At 59.9% G+C, this 24,844-nt stretch carries 19 protein-coding genes and 1 tRNA gene; 16 read left to right on the forward strand and 4 right to left on the reverse strand.

Features of this window, described 5'->3' with window-relative positions; all coding sequences use genetic code 11:
* Positions 1 to 2 precede the first annotated feature (2 nt).
* Both E5334_RS07840 and E5334_RS07845 read left to right on the forward strand, forming a co-directional pair.
* Positions 3 to 1,853, forward strand: coding sequence for a hypothetical protein (locus E5334_RS07840; protein ID WP_136013041.1), 1,851 nt, complete (start codon positions 3 to 5; stop codon positions 1,851 to 1,853).
* A gap of 144 nt (positions 1,854 to 1,997) precedes the next feature.
* Positions 1,998 to 2,417 (forward strand): VanZ family protein, encoded by a 420-nt coding sequence (locus E5334_RS07845; RefSeq protein ID WP_136013042.1) that lies wholly within the window; start codon positions 1,998 to 2,000, stop codon positions 2,415 to 2,417.
* Here the strand turns inward: E5334_RS07845 and thrB are convergent.
* Positions 2,414 to 3,367: a homoserine kinase gene (gene thrB, locus E5334_RS07850; protein ID WP_136013043.1), complete on the reverse strand. Its 954-nt coding sequence runs from the start codon at positions 3,365 to 3,367 to the stop codon at positions 2,414 to 2,416. The two genes, E5334_RS07845 and thrB, sit on opposite strands and share 4 nt — an antisense overlap.
* A 2-nt stretch (positions 3,368 to 3,369) precedes the next feature.
* The gene (gene thrC, locus E5334_RS07855) at positions 3,370 to 4,920 is read right to left on the reverse strand and encodes a threonine synthase (RefSeq protein WP_136013044.1); all 1,551 of its coding nucleotides are present in this window, start codon (positions 4,918 to 4,920) and stop codon (positions 3,370 to 3,372) included.
* 104 nt (positions 4,921 to 5,024) lie between these two features.
* On the opposite strand from thrC, the gene E5334_RS07860 reads away from it, so the two are divergent.
* The 4 genes from E5334_RS07860 to E5334_RS07875 all read left to right on the forward strand — a co-directional run bounded on the left by E5334_RS07860 (position 5,025) and on the right by E5334_RS07875 (position 8,950).
* A complete protein-coding gene (locus E5334_RS07860) occupies positions 5,025 to 6,164 on the forward strand; it encodes a homoserine dehydrogenase (protein WP_136013045.1) in 1,140 nt (379 codons plus the stop codon).
* Between the two features lie 89 nt (positions 6,165 to 6,253).
* Positions 6,254 to 7,564, forward strand: coding sequence for an aspartate kinase (locus tag E5334_RS07865; protein WP_136013046.1), 1,311 nt, complete (start codon positions 6,254 to 6,256; stop codon positions 7,562 to 7,564).
* Positions 7,565 to 7,645: 81 nt separating this feature from the next.
* A complete protein-coding gene (locus E5334_RS07870; protein ID WP_136013047.1) occupies positions 7,646 to 8,665 on the forward strand; it encodes an aspartate-semialdehyde dehydrogenase in 1,020 nt (339 codons plus the stop codon).
* Between the two features lie 209 nt (positions 8,666 to 8,874).
* Positions 8,875 to 8,950, forward strand: a tRNA-Arg gene (locus tag E5334_RS07875).
* A 70-nt stretch (positions 8,951 to 9,020) separates the two neighbouring features.
* On the opposite strand, the gene E5334_RS07880 is transcribed toward E5334_RS07875, so the two are convergent.
* Positions 9,021 to 9,575 (reverse strand): hypothetical protein, encoded by a 555-nt coding sequence (locus E5334_RS07880; RefSeq protein ID WP_136013048.1) that lies wholly within the window; start codon positions 9,573 to 9,575, stop codon positions 9,021 to 9,023.
* 601 nt (positions 9,576 to 10,176) lie between these two features.
* On the opposite strand from E5334_RS07880, the gene E5334_RS07885 reads away from it, so the two are divergent.
* The 6 genes from E5334_RS07885 (at position 10,177) to E5334_RS07910 (ending at position 19,430) form a co-directional block, all read left to right on the forward strand.
* A complete protein-coding gene (locus E5334_RS07885) occupies positions 10,177 to 10,596 on the forward strand; it encodes a hypothetical protein (RefSeq protein WP_136013049.1) in 420 nt (139 codons plus the stop codon).
* A 146-nt stretch (positions 10,597 to 10,742) separates the two neighbouring features.
* Entirely contained in the window at positions 10,743 to 13,502 is a 2,760-nt protein-coding gene (locus E5334_RS07890; protein WP_275438992.1) for a valine--tRNA ligase, read from the forward strand.
* 132 nt (positions 13,503 to 13,634) lie between these two features.
* The gene (locus E5334_RS07895) at positions 13,635 to 14,627 is read left to right on the forward strand and encodes a LacI family DNA-binding transcriptional regulator (protein ID WP_136013050.1); all 993 of its coding nucleotides are present in this window, start codon (positions 13,635 to 13,637) and stop codon (positions 14,625 to 14,627) included.
* A 220-nt stretch (positions 14,628 to 14,847) separates the two neighbouring features.
* Positions 14,848 to 16,797: a PTS sucrose transporter subunit IIABC gene (locus E5334_RS07900; protein ID WP_136013051.1), complete on the forward strand. Its 1,950-nt coding sequence runs from the start codon at positions 14,848 to 14,850 to the stop codon at positions 16,795 to 16,797.
* A 9-nt stretch (positions 16,798 to 16,806) separates the two neighbouring features.
* Positions 16,807 to 18,279: a glycoside hydrolase family 32 protein gene (locus E5334_RS07905; RefSeq protein ID WP_136013052.1), complete on the forward strand. Its 1,473-nt coding sequence runs from the start codon at positions 16,807 to 16,809 to the stop codon at positions 18,277 to 18,279.
* 263 nt (positions 18,280 to 18,542) lie between these two features.
* A complete protein-coding gene (locus tag E5334_RS07910; RefSeq protein ID WP_136013053.1) occupies positions 18,543 to 19,430 on the forward strand; it encodes an ROK family protein in 888 nt (295 codons plus the stop codon).
* Positions 19,431 to 19,717: 287 nt separating this feature from the next.
* On the opposite strand, the gene E5334_RS07915 is transcribed toward E5334_RS07910, so the two are convergent.
* A complete protein-coding gene (locus E5334_RS07915; protein WP_136013054.1) occupies positions 19,718 to 20,464 on the reverse strand; it encodes a GntR family transcriptional regulator in 747 nt (248 codons plus the stop codon).
* A 358-nt stretch (positions 20,465 to 20,822) separates the two neighbouring features.
* Here E5334_RS07915 and E5334_RS07920 point away from each other — a divergent pair, with 358 nt between their 5' ends.
* From E5334_RS07920 to E5334_RS07935, 4 genes are all read left to right on the forward strand, one after another.
* Positions 20,823 to 22,226 carry a glycoside hydrolase family 1 protein gene (locus E5334_RS07920; protein WP_136013055.1) on the forward strand — a complete coding sequence of 468 codons (1,404 nt, stop codon included), beginning with the start codon at positions 20,823 to 20,825 and terminating at the stop codon, positions 22,224 to 22,226.
* 82 nt (positions 22,227 to 22,308) lie between these two features.
* Positions 22,309 to 23,733: a PTS sugar transporter subunit IIC gene (locus E5334_RS07925; protein ID WP_136013056.1), complete on the forward strand. Its 1,425-nt coding sequence runs from the start codon at positions 22,309 to 22,311 to the stop codon at positions 23,731 to 23,733.
* Positions 23,734 to 24,084: 351 nt separating this feature from the next.
* Complete coding sequence (locus tag E5334_RS07930; RefSeq protein ID WP_136013057.1) at positions 24,085 to 24,384, forward strand: PTS sugar transporter subunit IIB; 300 nt, start codon at positions 24,085 to 24,087, stop codon at positions 24,382 to 24,384.
* Positions 24,385 to 24,444: 60 nt separating this feature from the next.
* Positions 24,445 to 24,777: a PTS sugar transporter subunit IIA gene (locus E5334_RS07935; protein ID WP_265591347.1), complete on the forward strand. Its 333-nt coding sequence runs from the start codon at positions 24,445 to 24,447 to the stop codon at positions 24,775 to 24,777.
* Positions 24,778 to 24,844 lie beyond the last annotated feature (67 nt).

Raw genomic sequence — 24,844 nt, forward strand, 5'->3', positions numbered from 1 at the left:
TTATGGTTTCATCACACACATCCCGCGCAGTGTTCGCCGGCCTTGCCGGTGCTGCTGCGTTGTGGTCGGTGCCTACCATGGCTATGGCGGCGCCCGCTGCTGCCGATTCCACTTTGGTGGCAGGGGCTTCTGCTGCTGCGGGCTTTGCAGTAGGCGCAGCCTGGGTGGCCATGGTGAGCCATCGCACTCATAAGGCCCAGTCTGAGGCGCTAGAAGCACGCATCCGCCTGCTGGAGGCCCAGGTTGCCGCACAGGCAGCAGGCACTCAGGTCATCCCGGCAGATCCCTGGGACGAGTACGCCGACGCTTCCACCCAGTTTGCTCCCACCCAAGGCGCCGCTTCCTACGAGCCCGCAGATCAGAGCGCCCAGCTTCTCTTCCCAGCAGAAGAACCGGCTGCCCCAGAAGCCCAGTCGCCAGAGGCCGAGGGGGCGTCTGCTGCCGAGAAGTCCGCACCATCCAAAGTCGGACCTTTCGCCCCCAAAGTCGATGCCGGCGGCTTGCTGCATTTCCCCGACAAAAGCGGCTCGCTGCCCAAGCTGGCAGCAGAGGCTCCTGAGCCCCAGATGTCTGGGTACTGCAGCAAGCACGTCAAGAGCCCAGACGAGAGCTTCTCGGTAGATGAGCTGTTGGCTCGCTGGCAAGCCGAACGCGCTATCAGAGTGCAGTCTCCCGAAGACGCTGGAGAGTCCCCTGTGGATGCTGTTCGACAGAGCGCTGCCACAGCGACTCCAGAGGTCCCAAAAACCTCCGAGCCGGTAGCAGCTCCTGAGGCCTCGGAACCCTTCGAGCAAGCTTCGGCCCCTGAGGTTCAGGGCTTCTCGGCAGGGAAGAGGATCCCCCATCTGCCCGAGCTGGAAAGCGAGCCTGTGCCTGCAGCCTCGCAGGCTCCGGAGGCATCCGAAGGTCATGACGGAATCCACGCGGCAGCCAGCGTGGACTATGAGCGGGTGGCCTCGGAATATTTGGATCGCAAGAGTTTCAAGAATCGTATGCTAGCCCTTTCCAAGGGCGTCTCGCGCGTGCTTGCTGAGCGTCTGGGCGGCGACATGATGGACGATCTGCCCATGATCCAGCGGGCCGACGGCACGGTGGCCGACCTAGGCACCTCCTGGTGGGAGGCCGCAGCCCAAGCCAACGACCTGGAAATCTCTCGCGACCTAGGCGTGGAGCTGGACGGCCTCTTTGATAGCGGTACGGTGCTGGAGACTGCCGAGGAGGCCGTCAGCGCGGTGAGTGCCACGGCCAGCTTCCAAAAGCCCTTCTCCTTCGCCGCCGAGCGCTACGGCGCCCCTGCCGAGAAGAGCGCCCAGCCTGCCAGCGCGAGCGCGGCTGCTCAAGCCCAGCCTGCCGCCTCTGAGGCGCCCCAGAGTTCCTCGTCCATCTTTGATACCGACGCCTTCCTCGCCCAGGTGGGCTACACCTCCAAAGTGCCGGCCCAGGCGCCGGTGGCCAGCTCGGAGATCTTCCCAGAGACCGAGCTTGCTATGGATCCTTCGGAGGACGTCTGGCAAGAGGCGCTGGACGCCATGGACGTGCGCTTTGACGACAACCTGGTGTCGGGCTCTCGCCGCGTCTCCGTCAAGATCCACTCCAGCGCTCCCGAGCCGGTCAAAGGCGACTTCTTCGACCTCATCGGCGGCGCCGACACCCTGGATGAGCCCGACGGTCTTGAGCCCGACACCCAGTTCTTGACCTTCCGCACCCCTGCAGGCCACCCCGAGGTCCAAGACACCAACAGCTATATCAACTATTTGGTGGAGCACGAGATGGAGGGCAATTCCAGCCAGGTGGTGCGCGACCGCGCCCGCCGCTACTTCCAGGACGGCACCGCTGCCCGTCAGGTGGTGTAGGCCTGCGTGACCAACCATCGCATCTCTTCGCCCACTGGTCCTTCTGCCCAGGAGCCTGTCTCTTCGCCGAGGCAGGCTCCTACCACATCCCCTTCCGAGAAACGCCCCCGCCACTCTTGGCGCCGCTGGGCGAAATGGGGACTTGTGGCTGGGTGGGTCCTCTTCATTTGGAGTCGCTCGCTGGTGCCCGGCGCAGCTTCGAGTCATGAGAGCCTGCGAGTGGTGAACCTGGTGGCCCCCTGCCTGGAGGCGTTGGGTCTCACATCGTTGGACGCCCAGCAGTTTGTGGTGCGCAAGTTGGGACACTTCACAGAGTACTTTGTGCTGGGCGCGCTCACACAGCTGCCCCCGGCGCCTCATACCAGGCGCCAGCGCTGGATCCAAGCGATACTTCTCTGCACGGTTCCTGCCCTCGACGAGACGCTGCAGCTCTTTGTGCCCCTGCGCGAGGGGGCGCTGCGCGACGTGGCCATCGATATTGCGGGTGCTGCCTGCGGTCTTTTGGCAGCCTTGCTCATCCAGCGGCTGACGTCGCACAGGCGCTCCCGCAAAAGCGCCCGCTAGCGCTCGCAGAGGATAACCCCTTGGTTGTCTGCCATGAGAATGTGGGCGGCCACCGTGGGGGAGAGCTGCCGCACAGCCTCGCAGAGGTCGGCAGCCGTCTGCTCGTCCAAGCAGGCGGCTATCATAGTGGAGCCTGAGCCGGAGATCCAAAAGGCAGCGGCGCCGAGGCGCAAAGCCAGTTCTTTGAGAGGCTCGTAATCAGGGATGAGCGTCTTGCGATAGGGCTCATGAAGCCTGTCTGTGCAGGCGGCTCGCAAAAGCGCGCCGTCGCCGGTCTCCAAGGCTCGAATGGTCCCTTGGCAGCGGCCCAAACACCACACCGCATCTTCCAAGGGCACCGAGGGTGGAAGCACCCGCCTGGCTTCGGAGGTGCGCACCTCATAGGCAGGGGATAGCGCCACGAAGCGCCAGCGCTTGTCTACCGGGTTCTCAAGGCTCACCACCTGGCCCTCTGGTGCGATGAAGGAGCAGGTGAGGCCTCCTAGGCTGGCAGGAGCCACGTTGTCTGGGTGGCCTTCTGCTCGGGTGGCCCTCTCCAGCAGCTCCTCGCGAGCAAGGGCCACGCCGGCCATGGCATAGGCGGCCACGATGCCTGCCACAATGCAGGTGGAGCTCGATCCCAGCCCGCCCGAGAGCGGCACTTGACTGGCGCAGGACAGATGCACTTTGGCAGGGTCGCACAAGGCCGCAGACCCTCGGGATTCATCGGCCAGCGAGCGCAGCGTGCGCCGCCAGGTGGTGTAGGCCAGGTGATGGTCGTTGGCAAAGCGGGCCTCGCAGCCCTCAAAGGAGAGCTGGGGCGCCGCCTCAAACAGAAACTCGTTGTAAAGGGTGAGCGCCATGCCCAGAGAGTCGAAGCCACAGCCCAGATTTGCCGAGGTCGCGGGCACCCTCACCCGCGCACGTGTCGCCGGTGCCCCTGCGTCCAGGATGAGGTCTGAGGCGCTCACGGCTACTCCTGGCTCTCTGCTGCCGAGAAGGACCCGGCCTCAGGGGCTATGGGTTTCTCGGCATCGGAAAGATCGAAGACGGACTGGCAAGCGTGCTCCACCACCTGGGTCATGGCAGGGCGCTCCACCACCTGGGTGAAGCGCACGGGCAGGGAGCGCAGGCCCGAGAGCTGTGCGGGCGGTTGGGTATGGGTGAGGGCTGCCAGCCGATCCATGGCCTCGAAGCCGTCGGCAAAGGTGGCAGCGGGGTCCAGGGCGCGCAAGACCTCGGCGGAGAACTTGTAGGGGCTGGCGGTGGAGAGGACCACACGTACGCGGCCCTCAGGCTCGGTGGCGTCAAGCACGGTCTTGGCCACAGCGGTGTGGGGGTCTATGAGCACGCCGGTCTCATTCCAGGTGCGCGCAATGGTGGCGCGGGTCTCCTGGTCGGTGGCCTTGCCGCCGCTGAAGGTCTCGCGGATGGTGTCCATGACAGGCTGAGGCACCTGGTAGACGCCGTCTTTTGCCAAAGAGTCCATAAGGGAGGAGACCAGCTCCACGTCGCCGTCGGAAGCATAGTAGAGCAGGCGCTCCAGATTGGACGAGATGAGGATATCCATGGAGGGTGAGATGGTCTTGTGGAAGTCGCGGCGGCGATCGTAGACGCCGGTCTCCAAGAAGTCGCAAAGGACGTCGTTGGCATTGGAGCACACGTAGAGGCGGCCTACCGGAAGCCCCAGGCGCTTGGCATAGTAGCCTGCCAGCACGTCGCCAAAGTTGCCCGTGGGCACATAGAAGTCCACAGGATCGCCCAGCTTTAGAGCGCCCTCTTTTGCCAGCTGGCCATAGGCGTCAAAGTAGTAGACCACCTGAGGCGCCAGCCTGCCGATGTTGATGGAGTTGGCGCTGGAGAGCACGCAGCCCTGGGCCTCCAGGCGCCCTGCCAGCTGATGGTCGCCAAAGATGCGCTTGACTTCGCTTTGGGCATCGTCGAAGTTGCCCTCTACGGCGCAGACCTCCACGTTATGGCCGGTCTGGGTGGCCATCTGCAGCTGCTGGACGTCGCTCACTTTGCCATGGGGGTAAAACACGGTGACGCCGCAGCCCTCGACTCCCGCAAAGCCAGCCAGCGCCGCCTTGCCGGTATCGCCCGAGGTGGCGCACACGATCATGATGTCTCGCCCGTCACCTTGGCGCGCCACGCCCATGAGCTGGGGCAGCATTTGGAGCGCCACGTCTTTGAAGGCGCTGGTGGGGCCGTGATAGAGCTCCAGCAAGAAGTCATCTCCCACAGGAGTCACCGGGGTCACTGCAGGGCTTGAAAAGGTGGACCCATAGGCGCGGCGCACGCAGCCCGAAAGCTCCTGTGCCGAGAAATCGCGCAGCAGTCTTCCCAAGATCTCTGCAGCGTGCTCCTCATAGGTGCCCGCCAACATATCTGAGAGCTCAACGAGGTCGTCGAAGGCGCCATCGGACACGAAAAGGCCTCCGTCGGGCGCTATACCCTCAAGAATTGCTTGCTTGCTTGTTACGGGTTGCGAGAAGGAGCGAGTGCTGTGGTAGAACGATTTCATCGAGACGACTCCCTTAGGGTTCGTTGGATGCGTCTCTCCCATGGTACCTAAGGACGCGGCCGGCTATAAGACGCGCGGCCAACGGAAAGATTGGATTAACAAACATGAGGATCGCCCTTCTCGGCGCAGGCACCGTTGGTGGCGGCGTCATCGAGATCGTAGACAGCGCCGTGCCCTCATTGGAGGTCGTCAAAATCCTTACGCTACCCAATACCTATGAGGACCCTCGCGTAACCTACGACATCAAAGACATCGTGGAAGACCCCACCATCGACTGCGTGGTGGAGGCCATGGGCGGCCTTGAGCCCGCTCACAGCTTCATTATGCGGTGCCTGAACGCAGGCAAGTCGGTAGTCACCGCCAACAAGGCCGTGGTGGCCGCCTATCTGCCGGAGTTCAGCCAGGCGGCTTCCAAAGCAGGGGTGGGCTTCTTTGTAGAGGCCAGCTCGGGCGGCGGCATTCCTTGGATCGCCGCTATCGAGAAGGCCCGCCGCACCGATACCATCACCCAGATCTCCGGCATTCTGAACGGCACTTCCAACTACATCATCTATCGCATGGCCACCCTGGGCGCCTCCTTTGACGAGGTGCTCAAAGAGGCTCAGGCGCTGGGCTATGCAGAGGCCGATCCCTCCGCGGACATCGACGGCATCGACGTGGTCAACAAGTGCATCATCGGCACCACCCTGGCTTTCAACACCCTTTGCCGCCGCGATATTCCCGTTATGGGCATCCGCAACCTTGCCAAAGAGGATCTAGAGGCCTTCGGCGCCATGGGCTATGGCGTGCGCCTTATGGCTCGTGCCACCCAGGACGGCCAAGGCTATGCGGCGGCGGTGGAGCCCGTGCTGGTGCCTGCTGCCTCTCTGGAGGCCAACGTGCCTGACAACTTCAACCTGGCCACGCTGGTAGGAAACTTCGTGGGCCCCCTCAAGTTCTTTGGCCAGGGCGCAGGAGCCCTGCCCACCGGCGACGCCATCGTTCAGGACCTTCTGGACTGCGCCGCGGGCCAAAAGCCCGTCTATCCCCGCGAGGAGCGCTTGGCCTGGAAGCCTGAGCTGCTCACCTCCAGCTACCTGGTGCGCACCCAGGCACAAGACCTTCTTCCCGAGGGCGCTCAAGTCCAAGAGAGCGGCCTGGTCCTGTTGGATGGCCTCACAGCCGTAGCGGCCGCAGGGCTTTGCCAGAAGCTTCTGTCCCAAGACCCGACCACTTTCATGGCTGCGCTCGCCACCCAAGACTAACGGCCCTTGAGGGTACGTGTTTCTCGGCAGCTTGCATGCCCTGCGCCCCCGTCCTTGTCTCATCGCGCCACCTACATGAGGGAGACCCCATGCTCAAGATCACAAAGTTTGGCGGCTCCTCGGTTGCCTCGGCCGAGCAGTTTCGCAAAGTCAAGTCCATCATCGCCGCAGACGACGCCCGCCGCTTTGTGGTGGTCTCCGCGGCAGGCAAGCGCTTTTCTGGCGACAACAAGGTCACCGACCTGCTCTATCTGGTGAACGCCCACCGAGAGTACAACGTCGACTGCACGGCGCTTCTGGACGACATCGAGCAGCGCTTCGTCGATATCAAGGAGGATCTGGGACTCACCTGGCCGGTGGCCCAGAAGTTCGCCGACTTCAGGGCGGGCCTGGCCTCCGACTCCCCGGAATACATTGTGAGCCGCGGCGAGTGGTTCACCGCCCACCTCATGGCCGAGTACCTGGGGCTTCCCTTTGTGGATGCCGCCGACGCCATCGTCTTTCACCACGACGGGTCGCTGGATCTGGAGCGCACCGCTGACCGTGTCCATGAGCTGGTGGTGCGGGTGGGCCACTTTGTGATGCCGGGCTTCTACGGCGCCACCACCGACGGCGAGATCAAGCTGTTGGATCGCGGCGGCGGAGACATCACCGGCTCCATCTTGGCCAACGCCCTCTCGGCAGATCTTTATGAGAACTGGACGGACGTCTCGGGCTTCCTCTCTGCCGACCCCCGCATCGTGGACAGGCCCCGCACCATCGAGTCCATAACCTTCGACGAGATGCGCGAGCTCTCCTACATGGGCGCCAACGTGCTCCATGAGGAGGCTATCTTCCCGGTGCGCGAGGCCAACATTCCCATCGCCATCCTGAACACCAACGCGCCCGAGGAGGGTGGCACCATCATCCGCGAACGCGTGGAGGCCACCCCTGACGATCCGGTGATCACCGGCATCGCCGGTCGCAAGGATTTTCTCTCGGTCTACATCGCCAAGACCCACATGAGCGACGCGGTGGGCTTCATGCGCCAGGTGCTCTCCATCTTTGAGCGCTACCACGTCTCCATCGAGCATGTGCCCACGGGGATCGATTCCTTCTCAGTAGTGGTGAACGGCAAAGACGTGAAGGACTCCATCTATTCCATCGTGGCCGACATTCAGCGCGAAGTAAAGCCGGACACCGTCAAGGTCATCGACACCTTGGCTCTGGTGAGCGTGGTTGGCCGGTCCATGAGCTCCAGGCCCGGTTCCTCGGGCAAGCTTTTGGGCGTGCTTGGCAACGAAGGCATCAACGTGCGCATGATCACCCAGAGCTCCCAAGAGATCAACATCATCATCGGTGTGAACAACGAGGATTTCGAGCGCACCGTCCAGGCAGTCTACGACGCCTTCATCGAGTAGCGGCGGCCTTTTGGCGGCCTTTTGGCTGCCGAGAAACCCGCCCATCGTAGGTAGAAACCCAAGATCTTTAAGGGGGATCTCGTGGCAGATCAAAAAAACGTGACCATTCTGGGCGCCACCGGCGCCGTGGGCCAGCAGATGATGCAGTGCTTGGAAGAGCGCGACTTTCCCGTAGGCGAGCTGCGCCTTTTGGCCAGCGCGCGCTCGGCAGGCGCCATCATCGCCTGGAACGGGCGGCTGGTGCGAGTGGAGGAGGCCACACCCGACTCCTTTGCAGGGGCAGACATCGTATTGGGCGCTGCAGACAATCCTGTGGCCGAGGCCCTTCTGCCTCACGCGGTGGCCGCAGGCGCCTGCGTGGTGGACAATTCCAGCGCCTTTCGCCTAGACCCTGACGTGCCGCTGGTGATCCCCGAGATCAACCCTCAAGACGTGGCCCTCAACCAGGGCATCATCGCCAACCCCAACTGTGCCACCATCATCGGTTTGGTGTGCGTTGCTCCGTTGGCTGCAGCTGCTGGCGTGACGCGCATCATCTGTTCTACCTATCAGGCGGCCTCTGGCGCCGGCCTTCCCGGCATGGAAGAGCTTCAAACAGAGAATCAAGCCATTGTGGAGGGCATGCCCATGCCCAAGCCTCGCGCCTTCGCCTATCAGCTGGCCTACAACCTGATCCCCCAGATCGGCGGCTTTGACGGAGCAGGCTATACCTCTGAAGAGATGAAGATGCAAAACGAGGGCCGCAAGATCATGCACGATCCCAATCTGCGCGTGAACTGCACCTGCGTGCGCGTGCCGGTAGCCCGCTCTCACTCCGAGTCCATCACGGTGGAGCTGGAGCGTCCGCTCACCCCGGCAGAGGCTCGCGAGATTCTCGCAGCAGCCCCTGGAGTCAAGGTGGTGGACGATCCAGGAACCCAGCAATACCCAATGCCGCTTGAGACCACCGACCAAGACCTGGTCTATGTGGGCCGCATCCGCGAGGACCTCTCTGCTGCTCCCGGCACCCACGGCCTCACCTTCTGGTGCTGCGGCGACCAGATCCGCAAGGGAGCCGCCACCAACGCCGTCCAAATCGCCGAGCTGTTGCTAGACCTTTAGCGCAGGCTGCCCTTCATCGAGCAGAGCCACCGTGCACCTTCGAGTCTGTGGCCTGGCGCCAAGAATTGCAATTTCTTGATAGGCGGCCAGGTCAAAATGACCTAAAGTAAGTGTGCTGCAGGACCTACGAGGATCTAGAGCCTCTCCTGCGGCAGGCAGGCGTTTCTCGGCAGGACAAGCGGTCCAAGAGTCAAAAGCCTCCCAGATAGGCGCCCGTAGCTCAATGGATAGAGCATCGGTCTTCTAAACCGAGTGTTGACAGTTCGATCCTGTCCGGGCGCACCAGATACCAATAAAGGCAGGTCACCTAAGATGCGGTGACCTGCCTTTTGCATGAGCGCGAATGCCTCGAGCCTTAGGCGGGCGGACCTTGAGGGGATGGTTTCTTCTCGGCAGATTGAGAAGAGAGGATCTCTGAGATCTCGCGGTCTGCCTGGGCGCGAGCTCCGGCATCGCGTACGGTGTTGGCGCGACGGCGCTGGCGGGGATTGCCATACTCGTCCAGCAGCAGCTGGATGGTACCGATGACCGGGGCGTAGTCTTTCTCGCGCATCTTATCTAGCATGTAGACCAAGCAGGTAGGCAGCACCTCTTGAAGCATGACGCTGTCTTCCGTCTCACGGCGCAGGCGCGACCCCTTGTTTTTGGGGGCGTCCTCGAACAAAGCTTGGTTGACCGCCGTGCGCAGAAGCTTGTCATTGTTCATGCGAAAGGCGAGCGATATCTCCAACAGCGTGTCTGCAGAGGGGGAGAAGGGCTCAAGCGCCTCTATGAGGTTGTAATAATCGTGGTTGTCACAGGCATCAAAAACTGCTTGAATGCCTGCGCTGGTAGCGCCAAATTCGCGCAGTGTGCTACTTTTTTTGGGAGCTCGACTGGCATCAAATCCCAAAACGTCGCCTTTGCTCATGCCACCCCCTTTCTTTAGATGGGTGTAGAGCGTTGGTAAGAGTATCCCACAGCGGGGGCATTCTAAGCCTTAAGACCAGCCAGAAAGATGGCAAAAGATAGAGATAATGGCTCTATTGGGCAACCAGTGGAAAACGCGCAGGTCCACCGGCCAAATAATCCGGCCAGCGGCGCGCCCAAGGCGCTGGGACGGGCGATGAGAAGCGCAGGCAAATAGTGGAGGCCTCGCGCAGGGGCAATGGCGGCCTTGTGAGTGGGTATCTAGTAGCGCAGATATGGCATGGTGCAAGGGACTTTTGCTCCTGGCACCCAAAAGCGATGGTCGCTGGGGCCGCAAGGCTTCAGTCAAGGTTTTGAGGAGCAGCTATGGCAACGGTGTTTTACGGCACGATGAGCATTTCTGAGGATCTGGCAGACAACCTGGAGTTCAAGCCCATCTGGCAGGCTGCCCTTGACAGCTATGACGAGGACAAGCTGGAGTGGGGCATCACTTCGGTCTATGGCCAAGATCCTGAGGACGGCCAAGTAGTCTACACCATAAGCGGCTCTACTCCTGACAGCTTTGACGACGAGGTGGCCACTGCCTCTGCGGCTCGCTCTCGGTGGCTCAGGCCGGCGAGCTTATGGAGCAGCTGGAGGCCCAGAAGGCCGTTATTGCCTTTGACATCTATGAATACGATGCTGACGAGGACCAGCTCACCCACGAGAGGTGCAAGGCTGCCATCGCAGGGGGCGAAGCCATGCTCTCCCAGACCACCTATGAAGATGAAGAGGTGACCTCCAAGCGCCTCTGCGACCTGGGTTTTGCCGATGAGAGCGAGATGGATGATGAGGAGCTGGCAGTGATGCTCTCTGCCGAGCACCCAGACGGCCCTGAGGCCGACGACCTCGTCGACGCCATCGAGGACGTGCGCAACGACGAGCGCCACCAGGGCGTCTTCACCCAACAGGAGACCTCAGACCCTGTGGCCTTCTCTCAGATGATCGAGGCCGCCACTGCCGATGAGGACGACATCTACTAGCGTTACTGTTCTAAGGCAGGCCCTGAGTCACCCGGTGCGTGCAACATGTTTTAGGGTGGGGCTTCTCGGCAAGAAATAGGCGAGCGAGCCTGCCAAGGGCTACAATAGGCACGCTGTTCTCAGAGTCGCAGGCTCAAAGGACGGCTATGGAGAACGCCACTTTGCGAAAGGGTACAGCTGTGTGTGACCTGCCCAAAAACTATGACCCGCAAACTGTCGAGCCGCAGCTCGTGGAAGCCTGGATCAACGGTGGATGCTACCAGCGCAACAAGGGTGTGGGCGACTGCACCGTAGTGATTCCGCCCCCCAATGTGACCGGCGTGCTGCACATGGGCCATGCCATGGACGACACCATTCAGGACGCCTTCATCCGCTACAACCGCATGAAGGGCGTCTCTACCCGGTGGATCGTGGGCTTGGACCACTCCGGCATCTCTACCCAGACCAAGGTGGACAAAAAGCTCAAGAGCGAAGGCATTTCTCGGCTGGAGCTGGGCCGCGAGAAGTTCATCGATGCCTGCTGGGACTGGACCCGCGACTACGGCGGCACCATCATCAAACAGATCAAGCGCATGGGCTGTTCGGCAGACTTCTCGGACGAGCAGTTCACCATGAGCCCTGAGTTTTCCTATGCGGTGCGCAAGGTCTTTTGCGACTGGTACCATGCGGGGCTCGTCTATCGCGGCAAGCGCATCGTGAACTGGTGCCCTTCCTGCACCACGGCGATCTCTGACGACGAGGCTGAGTACAAGACCGAGAAGGGCCACCTCTGGTACCTGCGCTACCCCCTCAAAGAGCCGGTAGACGGCAAGGATTACATCGTGGTGGCCACCACCCGTCCTGAGACCATGCTGGGCGACACCGGCATTGCCGTGTCTCAGGACGACCCTGAGTCCTCCAAGTTCGTGGGCGCCACTGTGGTGCTGCCCATCGTGGGCCGTGAGATTCCCATCTTCTCCGATTGGCATGTGGACGCCGGCTTTGGCACCGGCTTTGTGAAGGTCACCCCCGCCCATGACCCCAACGACTTTGCCATGGGCGAGGCTCATGGCTTGGAGAAGATCAACATCTTTGATGAGCATGCTCGCGTGGTGGACGGCTACGGCGATTTCTCCGGCATGGACCGCGATGAGGCCCGCACCGCCATCCTGGCGTGGTTCGAAGACCACGACCTGCTGGATCATGTGGAAGACCACGAGCATTCGGTCATGCACTGCTATCGCTGCGACACCACGTTGGAGCCTTGGCTCTCTGAGCAGTGGTTTGTGGCGGTGGACAAGCTCAAGGGTCCGGCTACAGATGCCGTGACCTCCGGTGCCATCACCTTCCATCCCACCCGTTGGGAGCAGACCTACCTCACCTGGATGGACAACGTCAAAGACTGGTGCATCTCCCGCCAGCTGTGGTGGGGTCATCGGATCCCGGTGTTCACCTGCCAGGACTGTGGCTGGGAAGACGCCTCCATGGACGATGTCGAGGTATGTCCTAAGTGCGGCAGCCATCATGTGGTTCAGGACCCCAGCGTGCTGGACACCTGGTTCTCCTCGCAGCTGTTCCCCTTCGCCACCCAGGGCTGGCCGCAGCATCCTGAGGAGATGGAGGGCCATTATCCCACCAAGGCCCTGGTCACCGCCCGCGACATCATTGCGCTTTGGGTGGCCCGCATGGTGATGAGCTCGCTCTACTTCACCGATCAGATCCCCTTCGAGGACGTGGTCATCTACGCCACAATCCTGGCCAAAGACGGCAGCCGCATGTCCAAGTCCAAGGGTAACGGCGTGGATCCCATGGATCTCATGGCCAAATATGGCGCAGACGCCATGCGCCACAACCTGCTCACCCTCATCACCAACAACCAGGACGTGCGCTTTGACGCCGAGTTCGACAAGAAGACCGGCGAGTTTGCCGGCAGCCCTCGCACCGAGCAGGCCCGCGGCTTTGTGACCAAGATCTGGAACGCCAGTCGCTTTGTGCTCATGAATCTTGAGGGCTACGAGCCTGGCCAACCCACCGCTGCCACCGCCGAGGATGCCTGGATGCTCTCTCGCCTGGCCAAGATCGTGGACTCTACCACCCGTGCGCTGGACGAGTATCGCTTTGGCGACTATGCCCGCGACCTGCAAGCCTTCTTCTGGAACGACTTCTGCGACTGGTACGTGGAGCTGTGCAAAGGCCGTCTCAACTCCGACGATTCCCAGGTGCGCCTGGCCGCTCAGCGCAATCTGGTCTACACCCTGGACGTCTCGCTGCGCCTGCTGCACCCCGGCATGCCTTTTGTGACCGAGACTATTTGGGATGCCCTGCCCGTCTCTGGCTTGGACCTCTATGAGGCTGCCGACAAGCCCTCCCTCAAGCCAGCCCATGAGGGCCGATTCTTGATGATGAGCCTCTGGCCCGATCCTTCGCTGGTGGCTGAGTTCATGAATGACGAGGCAGAGGCAGATTTCGACATCGCCAAGCGTCTCATCTCTGGCCTGCGCTCCATCCGCGCCCGTTATCGTCTGTCTCCTCGCGAGGCGGTGGATGTGGTGGTAAAGGCAGCCCCTCAAGAGTCCGCTCGTCTGGAAGCTCAGCGCGACTTCATCTCCAAAGTTGGCTTCGTCACTTCGCTCACCGTAGGCGAGCATGTGGAAAAGCCTGGTTCCTCGGTCTCTCTGGTAGACCCAGACTTCGAGGCCTATGTGCAACTCGAAGGGCTTATCGACTTTGGCGCCGAGGCCAAACGCCTGGAGAAGGAGATCAAGAAGGCTACTGGCGAGCTGGCGGGTATCGAGAAGACCCTGTCCAACCCCGGCTTCATCGCCAAGGCCGCCCCAGAGATCATCGAGGCCAAGCAGACTCGCAAGGCTGAGCTGGAGGCCACGTTAAGTCGCCTTGCCGCACAGCTTGAGGATCTCTCCGAGTAGCAATGCGCTCCGTCAGACTGCCGAGCGCCTCGTAGGCTTGCCTGCGAGGCGCTTTTTCTAGGGAGTTCCTCTTGTGTTCAGGTATTATGTACACGATTACACAAGGAGTTGCCTAGAGTAGGGGGCAGCCTTATGGCCACCATCAAAGATGTCGCAAAGATTGCCGGCGTAAGCAGCGCCATGGTGTCTCGCTACTTAAACGATGGCTATGTAGCTGCCGAGAAACGCCCTCTCATTGCTGCAGCCATTATGGAGTGCGGCTATCGCCCGTCGCAGCAAGCCCGCAACCTGCGCCGAGGCCGCTCTAAGCTGGTGGGTGTAGTGGTCCCCCGCATCAACTCTGAGAGCGTGGCCCGCATTACTGCCGGCGTGGAGCAAGGGCTTTCTGCTGCCGGCTACCAGATGCTTTTGGCCAATACCGACAACGACCCTCAGCTAGAACTTGACTACCTCGAGCTTTTTGCCGCCTACCCCGTGGACGGTCTCATCTTGGTGGGCACCACGGTAGACCAAGCCCACAAAGACTTCTTTGAGCGCTGCCAGGTGCCTGCGGTGGTGGTGGGGCAGCGCTATGAGGGGGTCAGTTGCGTGCTCCAGGATGACTTTGGAGCCGCTCGCAGCCTTGCTGCAAAGCTCGCAGCCGCAAAACCTGGCGCACGCTTTGCCTACCTGGCAGTGGATCCCCAGGATGAGGCGGTAGGCGTTTCTCGGCTTCGAGGCTTCAAGGAGGGGCTTGCTGAATGGGGCGCCTCGCTGGACCCTACCTATATCAAGCGCTGCGAGTTTTCCTCAGAGTCCGGTCTTCAGGTCACTCGGCAGCTGCTGGATGAGGCAGCTGCCGCTAAAACTAACATCGATTACATCTGCTGTTCTACCGATCTCATTGCCGCAGGCGCACTTCGTGCGGTAGGGGAGCGAGGGCTGCATCAGGGAAAATCTGCCATTACCGTGACGGGCTTTGGCGACAACCAAGTGGTTTCCATGCTTACCGGTGGCATTCCCACGGTGCATTTCACTTATCGTACCAGCGGAAAAAAGAGTGCAGAAATGCTTATTGAGCAGCTAGAGCATCCGGGCGAGCTGCCAGTGAGCACCATTATGGGCTATCGCGTGGTGGCTCTATAGGCATCAAGAGCGGTAGCAAAGGAGATCCTTGGCGCAGGAGGAGTCGAAGGACAAAGGGCCCGTGCAAGGTGTCCACCATTTATCCCTTAATTGCTACCGTTGGCGGGACAGGAAGGGAAAAAGAAGGCTATTTTCCGTTGTAAAGTATGAAAACGTTTACAGTACCTAATCAAGAGACAGGGCAGCATCGGGGGCTGTCCTAAGAGAGAAAGGATTGGGTATGGACTACGCCAAATCCGCCAAAGAGGTGTTGGAGCTTGTGGGAGGGCCCGCCAATGTGGCGTCGGCCGCTCATTGCGCCACCCGTCTGCGTCTGGTCATCGCCGACAACTCGAAGGTGAACAAGGAAGCCATCGAGGACGTCGAGGGCGTCAAAGGCGTATTCGAAGCTCAGGGCCAGCTGCAGATCATCTTTGGCACTGGCACGGTAAACAAGGTCTACGATGAGTTTGTGACTGCCGGCGGCATTACCGGCGTCTCCAAAGCCGAGGCCAAAGAGGCTGCTGCTGCCAAGCAAAATCCCATCATGCGCGGCATCAAGCTCTTGGGCGACGTCTTTGTGCCCATCATCCCGGCCATCGTGGCCTCCGGCTTGCTTTTGGGCATCATGAGCACGGTGAACTTCATGGCGGCCAACGGCTTCATTCAGCTGGACACCACCAACGAGTTCTACGTGGTGGCAAATCTGGTATCTTCCACCGCATTCACCTTCTTACAGGTGCTCATTGGATTCTCGGCTGCCAAAGCCTTTGGCGCCAACCCCTTCCTCGGCGCAGTCATGGGCGCCCTGATGATCCATCCCAGCCTGGAGAGCGCCTACAATCTTGCCGAGCTCTCAGCTCAGGGTGCGGTGCCTCAACAATCCATGCTCTTTGGTCTCATTTCGGTGGACTGGATGGGCTATCAAGGCCACGTGATTCCCATTGTCATCGCCTGTGCCATCCTGGCCTTCCTCGAAAAGCGCTTGCACAAGGTGGTTCCCGAGGCCATCGACCTCTTTGTGACCCCTCTGGTCTCCGTCTTTGTGAGCGCCTACCTTACTCTGGGCTTTGTGGGGCCCCTCTTTGTAGTGCTTGAAAACGCGGTGCTGGGCGCCGTCCAGTGGCTCATTACGCTGCCCTTTGGCCTGGGCGCCCTGGTGGTGGGCGGCTTCTACGCGCCTACGGTGGTTACCGGCCTGCATCAGATGTACACCGCCATCGACCTGGGACAGCTGGCTTCCTACGGCGTCACCTACTGGCTGCCCATTGCCAGCGCCGCAAACATCGGCCAAGCGGCTGCCTGCCTGGCTGTCTCCGTCAAGACCAAGAACCCCAAGGTCCGCGGCCTGGCGTTCCCCGCCGCCCTCTCCGGGATCATGGGCATCACCGAGCCGGCCATCTTTGGCGTGAACCTCCGCTACTTCAAGGTCTTTGTGGCTGGATGCATCGGAGGCGCGGTAGGCGCCCTCATCTGCTCGCTCACCGGCCTTGCCGCAGCAGGCACGGGCGTCACCGGCCTCTTTGGCATCCTGCTCTGCCTCAACATGCCTTTGCAGTACATCATTATGTTCGCTGTCACCACTGCCGTGGCCTTTGGCCTCTCCTTCATGCTCTATGCCGATGAGCCCCAGGCTGCCAAAGCCGCCCCTGCTGCCGAGAAGAGCTCCCCTGAGCCAGCTGCCGCCTCTCAGTTGGATGTCGCTCCTCAGATGCTTGCCGCAGAAACCCTGGTGGCCCCTCTGGCGGGCTCACCCATCGCTGCCCAAGAGATTCCCGACCCCACCTTTGCCGCCCAAATCTTGGGACCCACGGTGGCTATCGAGCCTGGCGAGATCGATCGCTCGGCAGTGGTGGCTCCCTGCGGCGGTGTGGTCACCACAGTCTTTGATACGGGACATGCCGTGGGCATCACCAGCGACTCTGGTGCCGAGATCCTCATCCACGTAGGTGTGGACACCGTCAAGATGGCTGGCCGCGGCTTCTCCAAGCGCGTCACAGAGGGTCAACGCGTAGCTGCCGGCGACCTGCTGCTGGACGTGGACTTTGCTGCTCTGCGCCAGGAAGGCTACCCCACTACCACCATGATGATCGTCTCCAACGCCGACGACTTCGAAGTGGAATGCCGCGAGATTATGGATTCTGTGGAGCCCGGCAAGAGCTCTGTCATGGACCTCGCTCGCAAAGGATAAGGCGCACCCATGCTGCTTCAAACCTCACCGACTCCCACCGCCACGCGCACTCACGGCCCTTGGGCACAGCGCTTTCATCTCATGCCTCAGGCAGGTTGGCTCAACGATCCCAACGGCCTCTGCCAAAAGGACGGCACCTTTCATGCCTACTTCCAAAACTCTCCTGACCAGGTAGACGGAGGTCTCAAGCATTGGGGCCATGCCACCAGTCGCGATCTGGTGCGATGGGAGCCAGATGGGGTGGTGCTGTCTCCTGACACCCCTTATGATGCCCAGGGTGTCTACTCTGGCTCGGCGCAGGTCCACGACGGTCGAATTTGGGCCTTTTACACAGGCAACGTCAAGCATGCGTCTCACGAGGTTGCCTTTGATTACGTGACGAGCGGTCGAGACGCCAATGTCTTGTTGGCTACCAGTGACGATGGCTCTCACTTTGGCCCCAAGCAGCTGCTCTTGACTCCCGCTGACTACCCGGCTCACCTCACCTGCCATGTGCGCGACCCCAAGGTCTTTGCCAGCCCCTACGCTCAAGGCCCTGCCTACCTCATGCTGCTGGGCGCCCGCGCCAAGGGCCTAGATCGTGCCCATGACAGAGGCGAGCTTCTGGTCTTTGGCTCGGAGGACCTCACCCGCTGGCGCTTGGAAAACCAGATCGTCTCCCCAGAGCCCATGGGTTACATGTGGGAATGCCCGGATTTTCTCGGCTTGGGAACCACCTCTGCTACCAGTGCCGAGAACCGCTGTCCCCAAAAAGAGCCGCTCAACCTGCTGTCGGTAAGCCCCCAAGGGCTGGAGGGCCCTGAGGCAGGCTCCAATGTGTATCCCAGTGGCTACATGGCCTTTGCAGGGTCTTTGGTAGGCGCCTATGAGCTGGGTCGGTTTCATCTCTGGGACGGTGGGTTCGATTTCTACGCGCCCCAAACTTTCATGGCCCAAGACGGCCGGTGCATCCTCATTGGATGGATGGGCATGCCCGACTGTCCCCAACACCGCAATCCCACCGTCTCCTGTGGCTGGCAGCACTGCTTCACGGTGCCCCGCGAGGTGGTCACCGATGGCGCCCAGGTATTCCAGCGCCCGGTGCGCGAGCTCTATGACTATCGCAGCTCGCTCTGGCTGGGAGACGGGAGCCTGCAGGTCAGCGGCGTGCCCTGCTTTGACCTGGAGATAGCGCGCATCGTTGATTCCCAATGCTCGGTGACTGTGGCTGGTGGTCTCACCGTCTCTTACGACCAGACCTCCCATGAGATCGTGGTGAGTTTTGAGGATCGGCTAGCCGAGTCTTTGGGAGGGGGTCGCGGTGAGCGCCGACTCGCCGCCCCCGCTCTCACCTCCCTGCGCATCCTGGGGGACGCCTCTTCTGTGGAGGTCTTTTGCAACGGAGGCGCCCAGGTTTTTTCCAGCCGCTATTACCCGCGCAGCTATTCGGTGCAGGCGAGCGCCCCTAAGGCCGCCATCCGCTGCTGGCAACTGGATGTCTAAGGCTCGCCAACTTTGCTCTTGAGGGGCCTGCAGGCCGTTGATCCCAAGGCAGCTCGAGCCCCTCACCAGCGACTTCTGTGATTCGTGGTACTGCCAATACCGTTCAGGGCATCTACAGGATTTATACTGCCCCGTGCAAATTGTATCGTTATAAACTACTAAGCAACGCGCTCCCAAATATCACGGGCGCATCTGCAGCCGCCTCAAACCCCCGTGACACGTAGAGAGCGATGCTCTGCGAACCGCCTAGGAATGGAGACCCTATGACCGAGAAAAGCACCCTTCGCATTGGCTGCCTTGAGGCTGGCGGCACAAAGATGGTGATGGCTGTGGCAACCCCTGAGGGCATGATCCTCGAACGTGAGGAGATTCCTACCAAAGACCCTGCTATCACGGTCCCTGCTATTGTCCAGTGGTTTTCTGAGCGCTCCATCGACGCATTGGGCGTAGGCGCCTTTGGTCCCACCGGCGTTGATCCTAACTCCGACACCTATGGCTGGATCCTGGAGACCCCCAAGACTGCCTGGCGCCACTACGACTTTTTGGGCGGCCTCTCTGCCCTTGATGTGCCGGTGGGCTACGACACCGACGTCAACGCTGCTTGCCTTGGCGAAGCTACCTACGGCATTGCCAAGGGTCTCGACACCGTGGTCTACATCACCATTGGCACCGGCATTGGCGCAGGCGTACTTGCAGGCGGCAAGCTGCTCCATGGCATGCTTCACCCCGAGGCCGGCCATATTCTTTTGCGCAAGCGCTCCTACGATACCGGCGCCTCTGTGTGCGCCTACCACGACTCCTGTTTCGAGGGCCTGGCTTCTGGCCCCTCCATCGAGCAGCGCTGGGGCGCCAAAGGCTTTGAGCTTGCCGATAAGGCCGAAGTCTGGGAGCTTGAGAGTGACTATATCGCTGAGGCTTTGGTGGACTACGTGATGGTCTATTCTCCCGAGCGCATCATCTTGGGCGGCGGCGTCATGAAGCAAGAGCAACTCTTTGATCTGGTGCGCAACAAGTTCACCGAGCTGCTTAACAACTATATCTCGACTCCACAGGTAAAAGCTGTGGACAGCTATATCGTGCCTGCTGGGTGCAATGGTGATCAGGGCATCTTGGGATGCTTGGCCCTGGGCGTTGCAGCACTGGAACAGTAGGGAGTAGATGCATTTCCCTTAGTTTGAGTTTGGGTTTCGTTAAAGCCTGGGTCCGGATCAAGGGTCTGCTCGCCTCAGAATAAATGCTTCATTAGCTACATCATTATGTAGCTAATGAAGCATTATTAAAATTGTAAGGTATAAAGTTACTGCATACGCTACAAAATAATGTAGCGTATGCAGTAACAATTTAGAGGGAGCACAAGGGCAAAAGCCCTACCGTCATGCGTTTGGCATCGGCAAGGAACATTCAACCCCAGTTGCATTACTCCCACTGTATCGCCGCCCTAAGTGATGTTGATGTTATGCAGCTCGGCGCGCGATCCCACATTACGCGAAATTGAATACTCAAATGGCAGGCCGGTATCCACAAAGCCAATCTGTTCGATCTCTAAGAGGGGAGAGCCTTCTTCAGTCTCAAGCCACTGGGCTTCTTCGAGAGTGGCGGGTACAGCACGGATGATCCGGTGAAAGCTGGAAAGGTGCAATCCTAGATCCTGAGTAAGATAGCGATAGATAGAGCCTTCCAAGTGATGGCGTTTGAGGCCGGGAATGAGCTCCAAAGGCATGTAGGTGTTCTCCACCACGATGGGAATGTCGTCTAGACGACGCACGCGAATGTCGTGATAGGCGAAATCATCGGGTCCCATATCTAGGCGTTGGGCGATTTGCTCCGGGGGCACGACAATGGAAAACTCAATGATGTCAGAGCTGACTTTTTTATCTTGAAGCGCGTATTCGTTGGTAAATCCCACAGATCGATCTGAGCGACCGGTGTAGAGGACGTCACCAGCATGTAGGTCACTTTCTACACCCAAAGCTTCTGGCGTGGTCTTCACATAGGTGCCAGAGCCTCGACGGCTAGAAACCAAGCCTTGCTCTGCCAAGATGTCGATGGCTTTGCGCACAGTGATTTTGCTCACACCATAAAGGTCGCAGAGCTCTACTACGGTGGGAAGGCGGTCTCCGGCTTTAAGGCTGCCATCCAAAATAGATCCTTGAATATCTGTGGCAATGTCTTCGTATTTAGACATGGTTCATCACCTTGACCTCGATAAATAGCGGTCAGTCGTTTACATCATAGGATAGATGAGAAATTAGAGCGCGTTCCTTACAAATTGAGTATGGATACCGTTTATAGGGGATATGAGACCGCTCGCCGGGAAGCTCCATAGAAATCGAGCTGTGAGATCGCTATGCAAACAATTAGAGCGCTACAATACAAACCAAGAAACGGGACGCATCTATAATAAGAACGATATGAATATCAATCCCTATAGATGCAATCACCAATAAGCGCAGGTAGTGCACTTATTTCTGCAAGTGGTAGTCCTGTCTGCTTGCCTCGGGTGCAGTATCGCGAGCCTGCCTTACCAACGCCAAGGAGTACGCATGAGCAACCCCACCCTGCCTCAAGACTTCTTTTTGGGTGCCGCTTTTTCGGGCCCTCAAACTGAGGGTCGATGGGCCGAAGACGGCAAATTGGAGAATCTCTGGGACACCTGGTCCATCGAGAACATCGATGACTTTTACAACAAGGTGGGCTCGTACGTGGGCAATGATTTCATGACCATGTATGAGGGCGATCTCAAGCTCTATAAAGAGACACTGGGGCTCGACTCGGTGCGCACCTCCATCCAATGGAGCCGCTTCTTAGATGAGAACGGCGAGATCAATCCTGCAGGCGCCGAGTGGTACCACCGTCTATTTGCCGCCGCCAAAGCCGCTGGTATCGAGATGTTCGTAAACCTCTACCACTTTGATATGCCCACTTACCTGTTCCGTCGCGGCGGCTGGGAGAACCGCGAGGTGGTGGATGCTTACGAGAACTATGCGCGCAAGGCCTTCGCCGAGTTTGGCCAGGAGGTCCGCTGCTGGTTCACCTTCAATGAGCCTACGGTAGAGCCTGAGCAACGCTACCAGGAGGGCAACTGGTGGCCCTTCATCAAGAACTTCAATCGCGCCCGCACCGTCCAATACAACATCTCCATTGCCCATGCCAAAGGCGTGCAGGCCTTCCGCGAGGCACAATCTGCTGGTCTCATGCTTCCTGATGCTCGAATCGGCCTTATCAACGCTTTCATGCCTCCCTATACCAAGGAGAACCCCTCTGAGGCAGACCTCGAGGCGGTGCGCATGATCGACGGCATCAACAATCGTTGGTGGCTCGACCTGGTAACCAAGGGCCAGCTTCCCCAAGACGTGGTAGAGACTCTGGCTGAGCGCGGCTGCGTGCTCCCCATTCGCCCGGGCGATGATGAGATCTTGGCCCGCGGCACGGTGGACTGGCTGGGCTGCAACTACTATCAGCCCACTCGCGTGCAGGCGCCTTCCCGCGACGTAGACGAGGCTGGTTGTCCGGTCTTTGCAGACAAGTATGTCTGGCCTGACGCCGTCATGAATGAGAGCCGCGGCTGGGAAGTCTACCCCAAGGGCATCTACGACTTTGGCATGACCGCTGCCCGCGATTACCCGGACCTGGAGTGGTTTGTCTCTGAGAACGGCATGGGCATCGAGGGTGAGTACAAGAATCGCGATGAGGCCGGCCAAATCCAGGATGACTACCGCATCGACTTTGTGCGCCAGCACCTCACCTGGATCGCCAAAGCCATCGAAGACGGCGCTCATTGCGTGGGCTATCACTACTGGGGCGCCATCGACAACTGGTCCTGGAACAACGCCTTCAAAAACCGCTATGGCTTCATCGAGGTAGACCTTATGGAAGGCTACCAGCGAATTCCCAAGAAGTCTGCCGCCTGGCTCCACGAGGTAGCAGCCACTCACGTGATTTCGTAGCACATCACAGTTTGGCTCTTAGGCCTTTGGCAACACCCGGACCAAAGGTTGGGTTTTTAAAACGTAGAGAGAAGGAGAATCCATGGCTAACGAAAGCGGGCAGTCATTCCTCGATAAATTTGCCGAGGTATCTGCCAAGGTGGGCAACCAAGTGCATCTGCGCTCTTTGCGCGACGGCTTCGCCACCATCATGCCAATCTATATTTTGGCTGGCATTGCAGTATTAATTAACAACGTGGTCTTCCCCCTCTTTTTAGCTGACGGCTCTGCCGAGTTGGCGGCTGCTCAATATTGGGGAAACGCCATCACCCAAGGTACCTTGAGCTTCGCCGCCATCCTTCTGTGCGGCACCATTGGCTACTGCCTGGCCAACAACAAGCGCTTTGGCAACGCCATCGCCTGCTTGGTAGTGTCTATCTGCTGCTTAGTCATCATGTTCCCGCAAACGGTGACCACCACCGTGGCCAACCTGACCTATGCCACCAGCTCCGGTGAGGTGGCCGCAGGGGTCGAGACCCTCGAGGCTGCAGACCTCGCCGCCACCCTCAACATGGCTGAGGACACCACCTTCGAGACCAGCGTCTCCGGCATGATCTCCACCAGCAACACCGGTGCTAACGGCCTGTTCGCCGCCATCATCGTGGGTCTTGTGGCCACCACCGTCTTCATCAAGATCTCCAGCGTCGAGAAGCTCAAGATCAACCTGGGCGAGGGCATTCCTCCCGCGGTGGGCAAGTCCTTCAACGTGCTCATCCCTCTGCTTTTGAGCCTCTCCATCTTTGGTCTTGTGGCTGCCCTGCTCAACGGTATCTTCAACACCAACCTCATGACCCTCATCTCCGAGTGCGTCGCCGCTCCTCTGAAGGGCGTCATGAACGCAGGCCCTCTAGCCGTCATCGTCATCTACACCGTCGCCAACCTGCTCTTCTGCCTCGGCATCCACCAGTCCACCATCTCCGGCGTGCTCGCCGAGCCCATCTTGACCGTCCTCATCGTCGAGAATATGGCCATGTATCAGGCTGGCCAGGTCATCCCTGCCGACCACTACATGAACATGCAGATCGTCAACTCCTTCGCCTTGATCGGCGGCTCCGGTTGCACCTTCATGCTTCTTCTGGACACCTTCCTGTTCTCCAAGAACAAGGCCTCCCGCGACATTGCCAAGCTCTCCATCCTGCCTGGCCTCTTTAACATCAACGAGCCTGTTATCTACGGTTATCCCATCGTCTACAACATCCCGCTGATGGTGCCCTTCGTCATCCTGCCCGATATCTTCATCGCCGCCACCTACGGCCTCACCTGCATCGGCTGGATCGCCCCCTGCGTCGTGCAGGCTCCCTGGACCACGCCTCCCGTGCTCTCCGCCCTCTTCTCCACCGGCTTTGACTGGCGTGCCGGCGTGTGGCAGGTCATCGAGATCGCCATCGGCATGGCAGTGTGGCTTCCCTTCATGCACATCTCCGAGCGCGCCACTGCCAAGCAGATGGAGATGCAAGACGCCGCCTAAGAGCTGTTGCTTAACACGCTACCCTGAGTTTTCCTGCGGCATTTTCAAAGGTTCGCCCGGAACTTCTGTAGCACGCCTCCCACCCCGTGCTCCTAGGGAAGGGGAAACGGTGTCCGGTCGCCGTTTCCCCTAGGGGAATCGCCTTGCGAGCGGCTCTCTAGGAGCACCTTTAATTACGAGGTTGCTCAGGCATTTTAGAAAAAGCTTTTTGACCCCAGAAAAATCAGGGTGCTCAGGACTTGCGCGTCGTGAGCCCCGTGCACCGCAAACAAGGCACATCCCAAGGCTTGCGAGCCCAGGCCTTGGCCCAAGACCCGGAGGCGGATGCCTCCCATCCCTAAGGAGACCTCAATGAAGAAGATCATGCTTGTGTGCAACGCCGGTATGTCCACCTCTCTACTCGTGCAGAAGATGCAAGCTGAGGCCAAGAATCGCGGCCTGGACGTCGAGATCGAGGCCCGTCCCATGGCCGAGGCCATGGAGAACATCGACTCCGCCGACATCCTGCTTTTGGGCCCCCAGATTGGCTATGCCAAGGGCGACTTCGAGAAGGCCGTGGATGGCGCCAAGCCCGTCGAGGTCATCGCGATGGTGGACTACGGTCGCATGAACGCCCCCAAGATCCTGGATGCTGCCCTGGCCGAGATCTAGGAGCTATCCCTGCGTTTTATATCCGTCCCGTTGCAACCCGATGAGGAGATCTGCTGCACCATGGAAGATATGAATGAGCTTCAACTCACTTGCTTCGAGATCATCAGCTATGTAGGCACCGCCAAGTCCTGCTTTGTGAACGCTATGACCAAGGCGCGCGAGGGAAACTTTGAAGAGGCCGCCAATCTCATAGCTGAGGGCGACAAGGCCTTCGCCGAGGGCCACGACGTACACCTCAAACTGCTCCAGGCCGACGCCGCCGGCGAGCGCGAGCCCGACGCCCCCCTCATCCTCCTGCATGCTGAGGATCAGATGGCAGGCACCGAGACCGTGCGCATCATGGCCACTGAGTTCATCACTCTCTACAAGCGCCTGGATGGCGTAGAGGAGTAGCGCACAACCCCTAGAGAGGGTGGTTGCGCCGCCCCTTATTCTTGCTGTGCCTGGCGATGGCGCTTGT

It is taken from the genome of Muricaecibacterium torontonense (assembly GCF_004793925.1).
Lineage (GTDB): Bacteria > Actinomycetota > Coriobacteriia > Coriobacteriales > Atopobiaceae > Leptogranulimonas > Leptogranulimonas caecicola.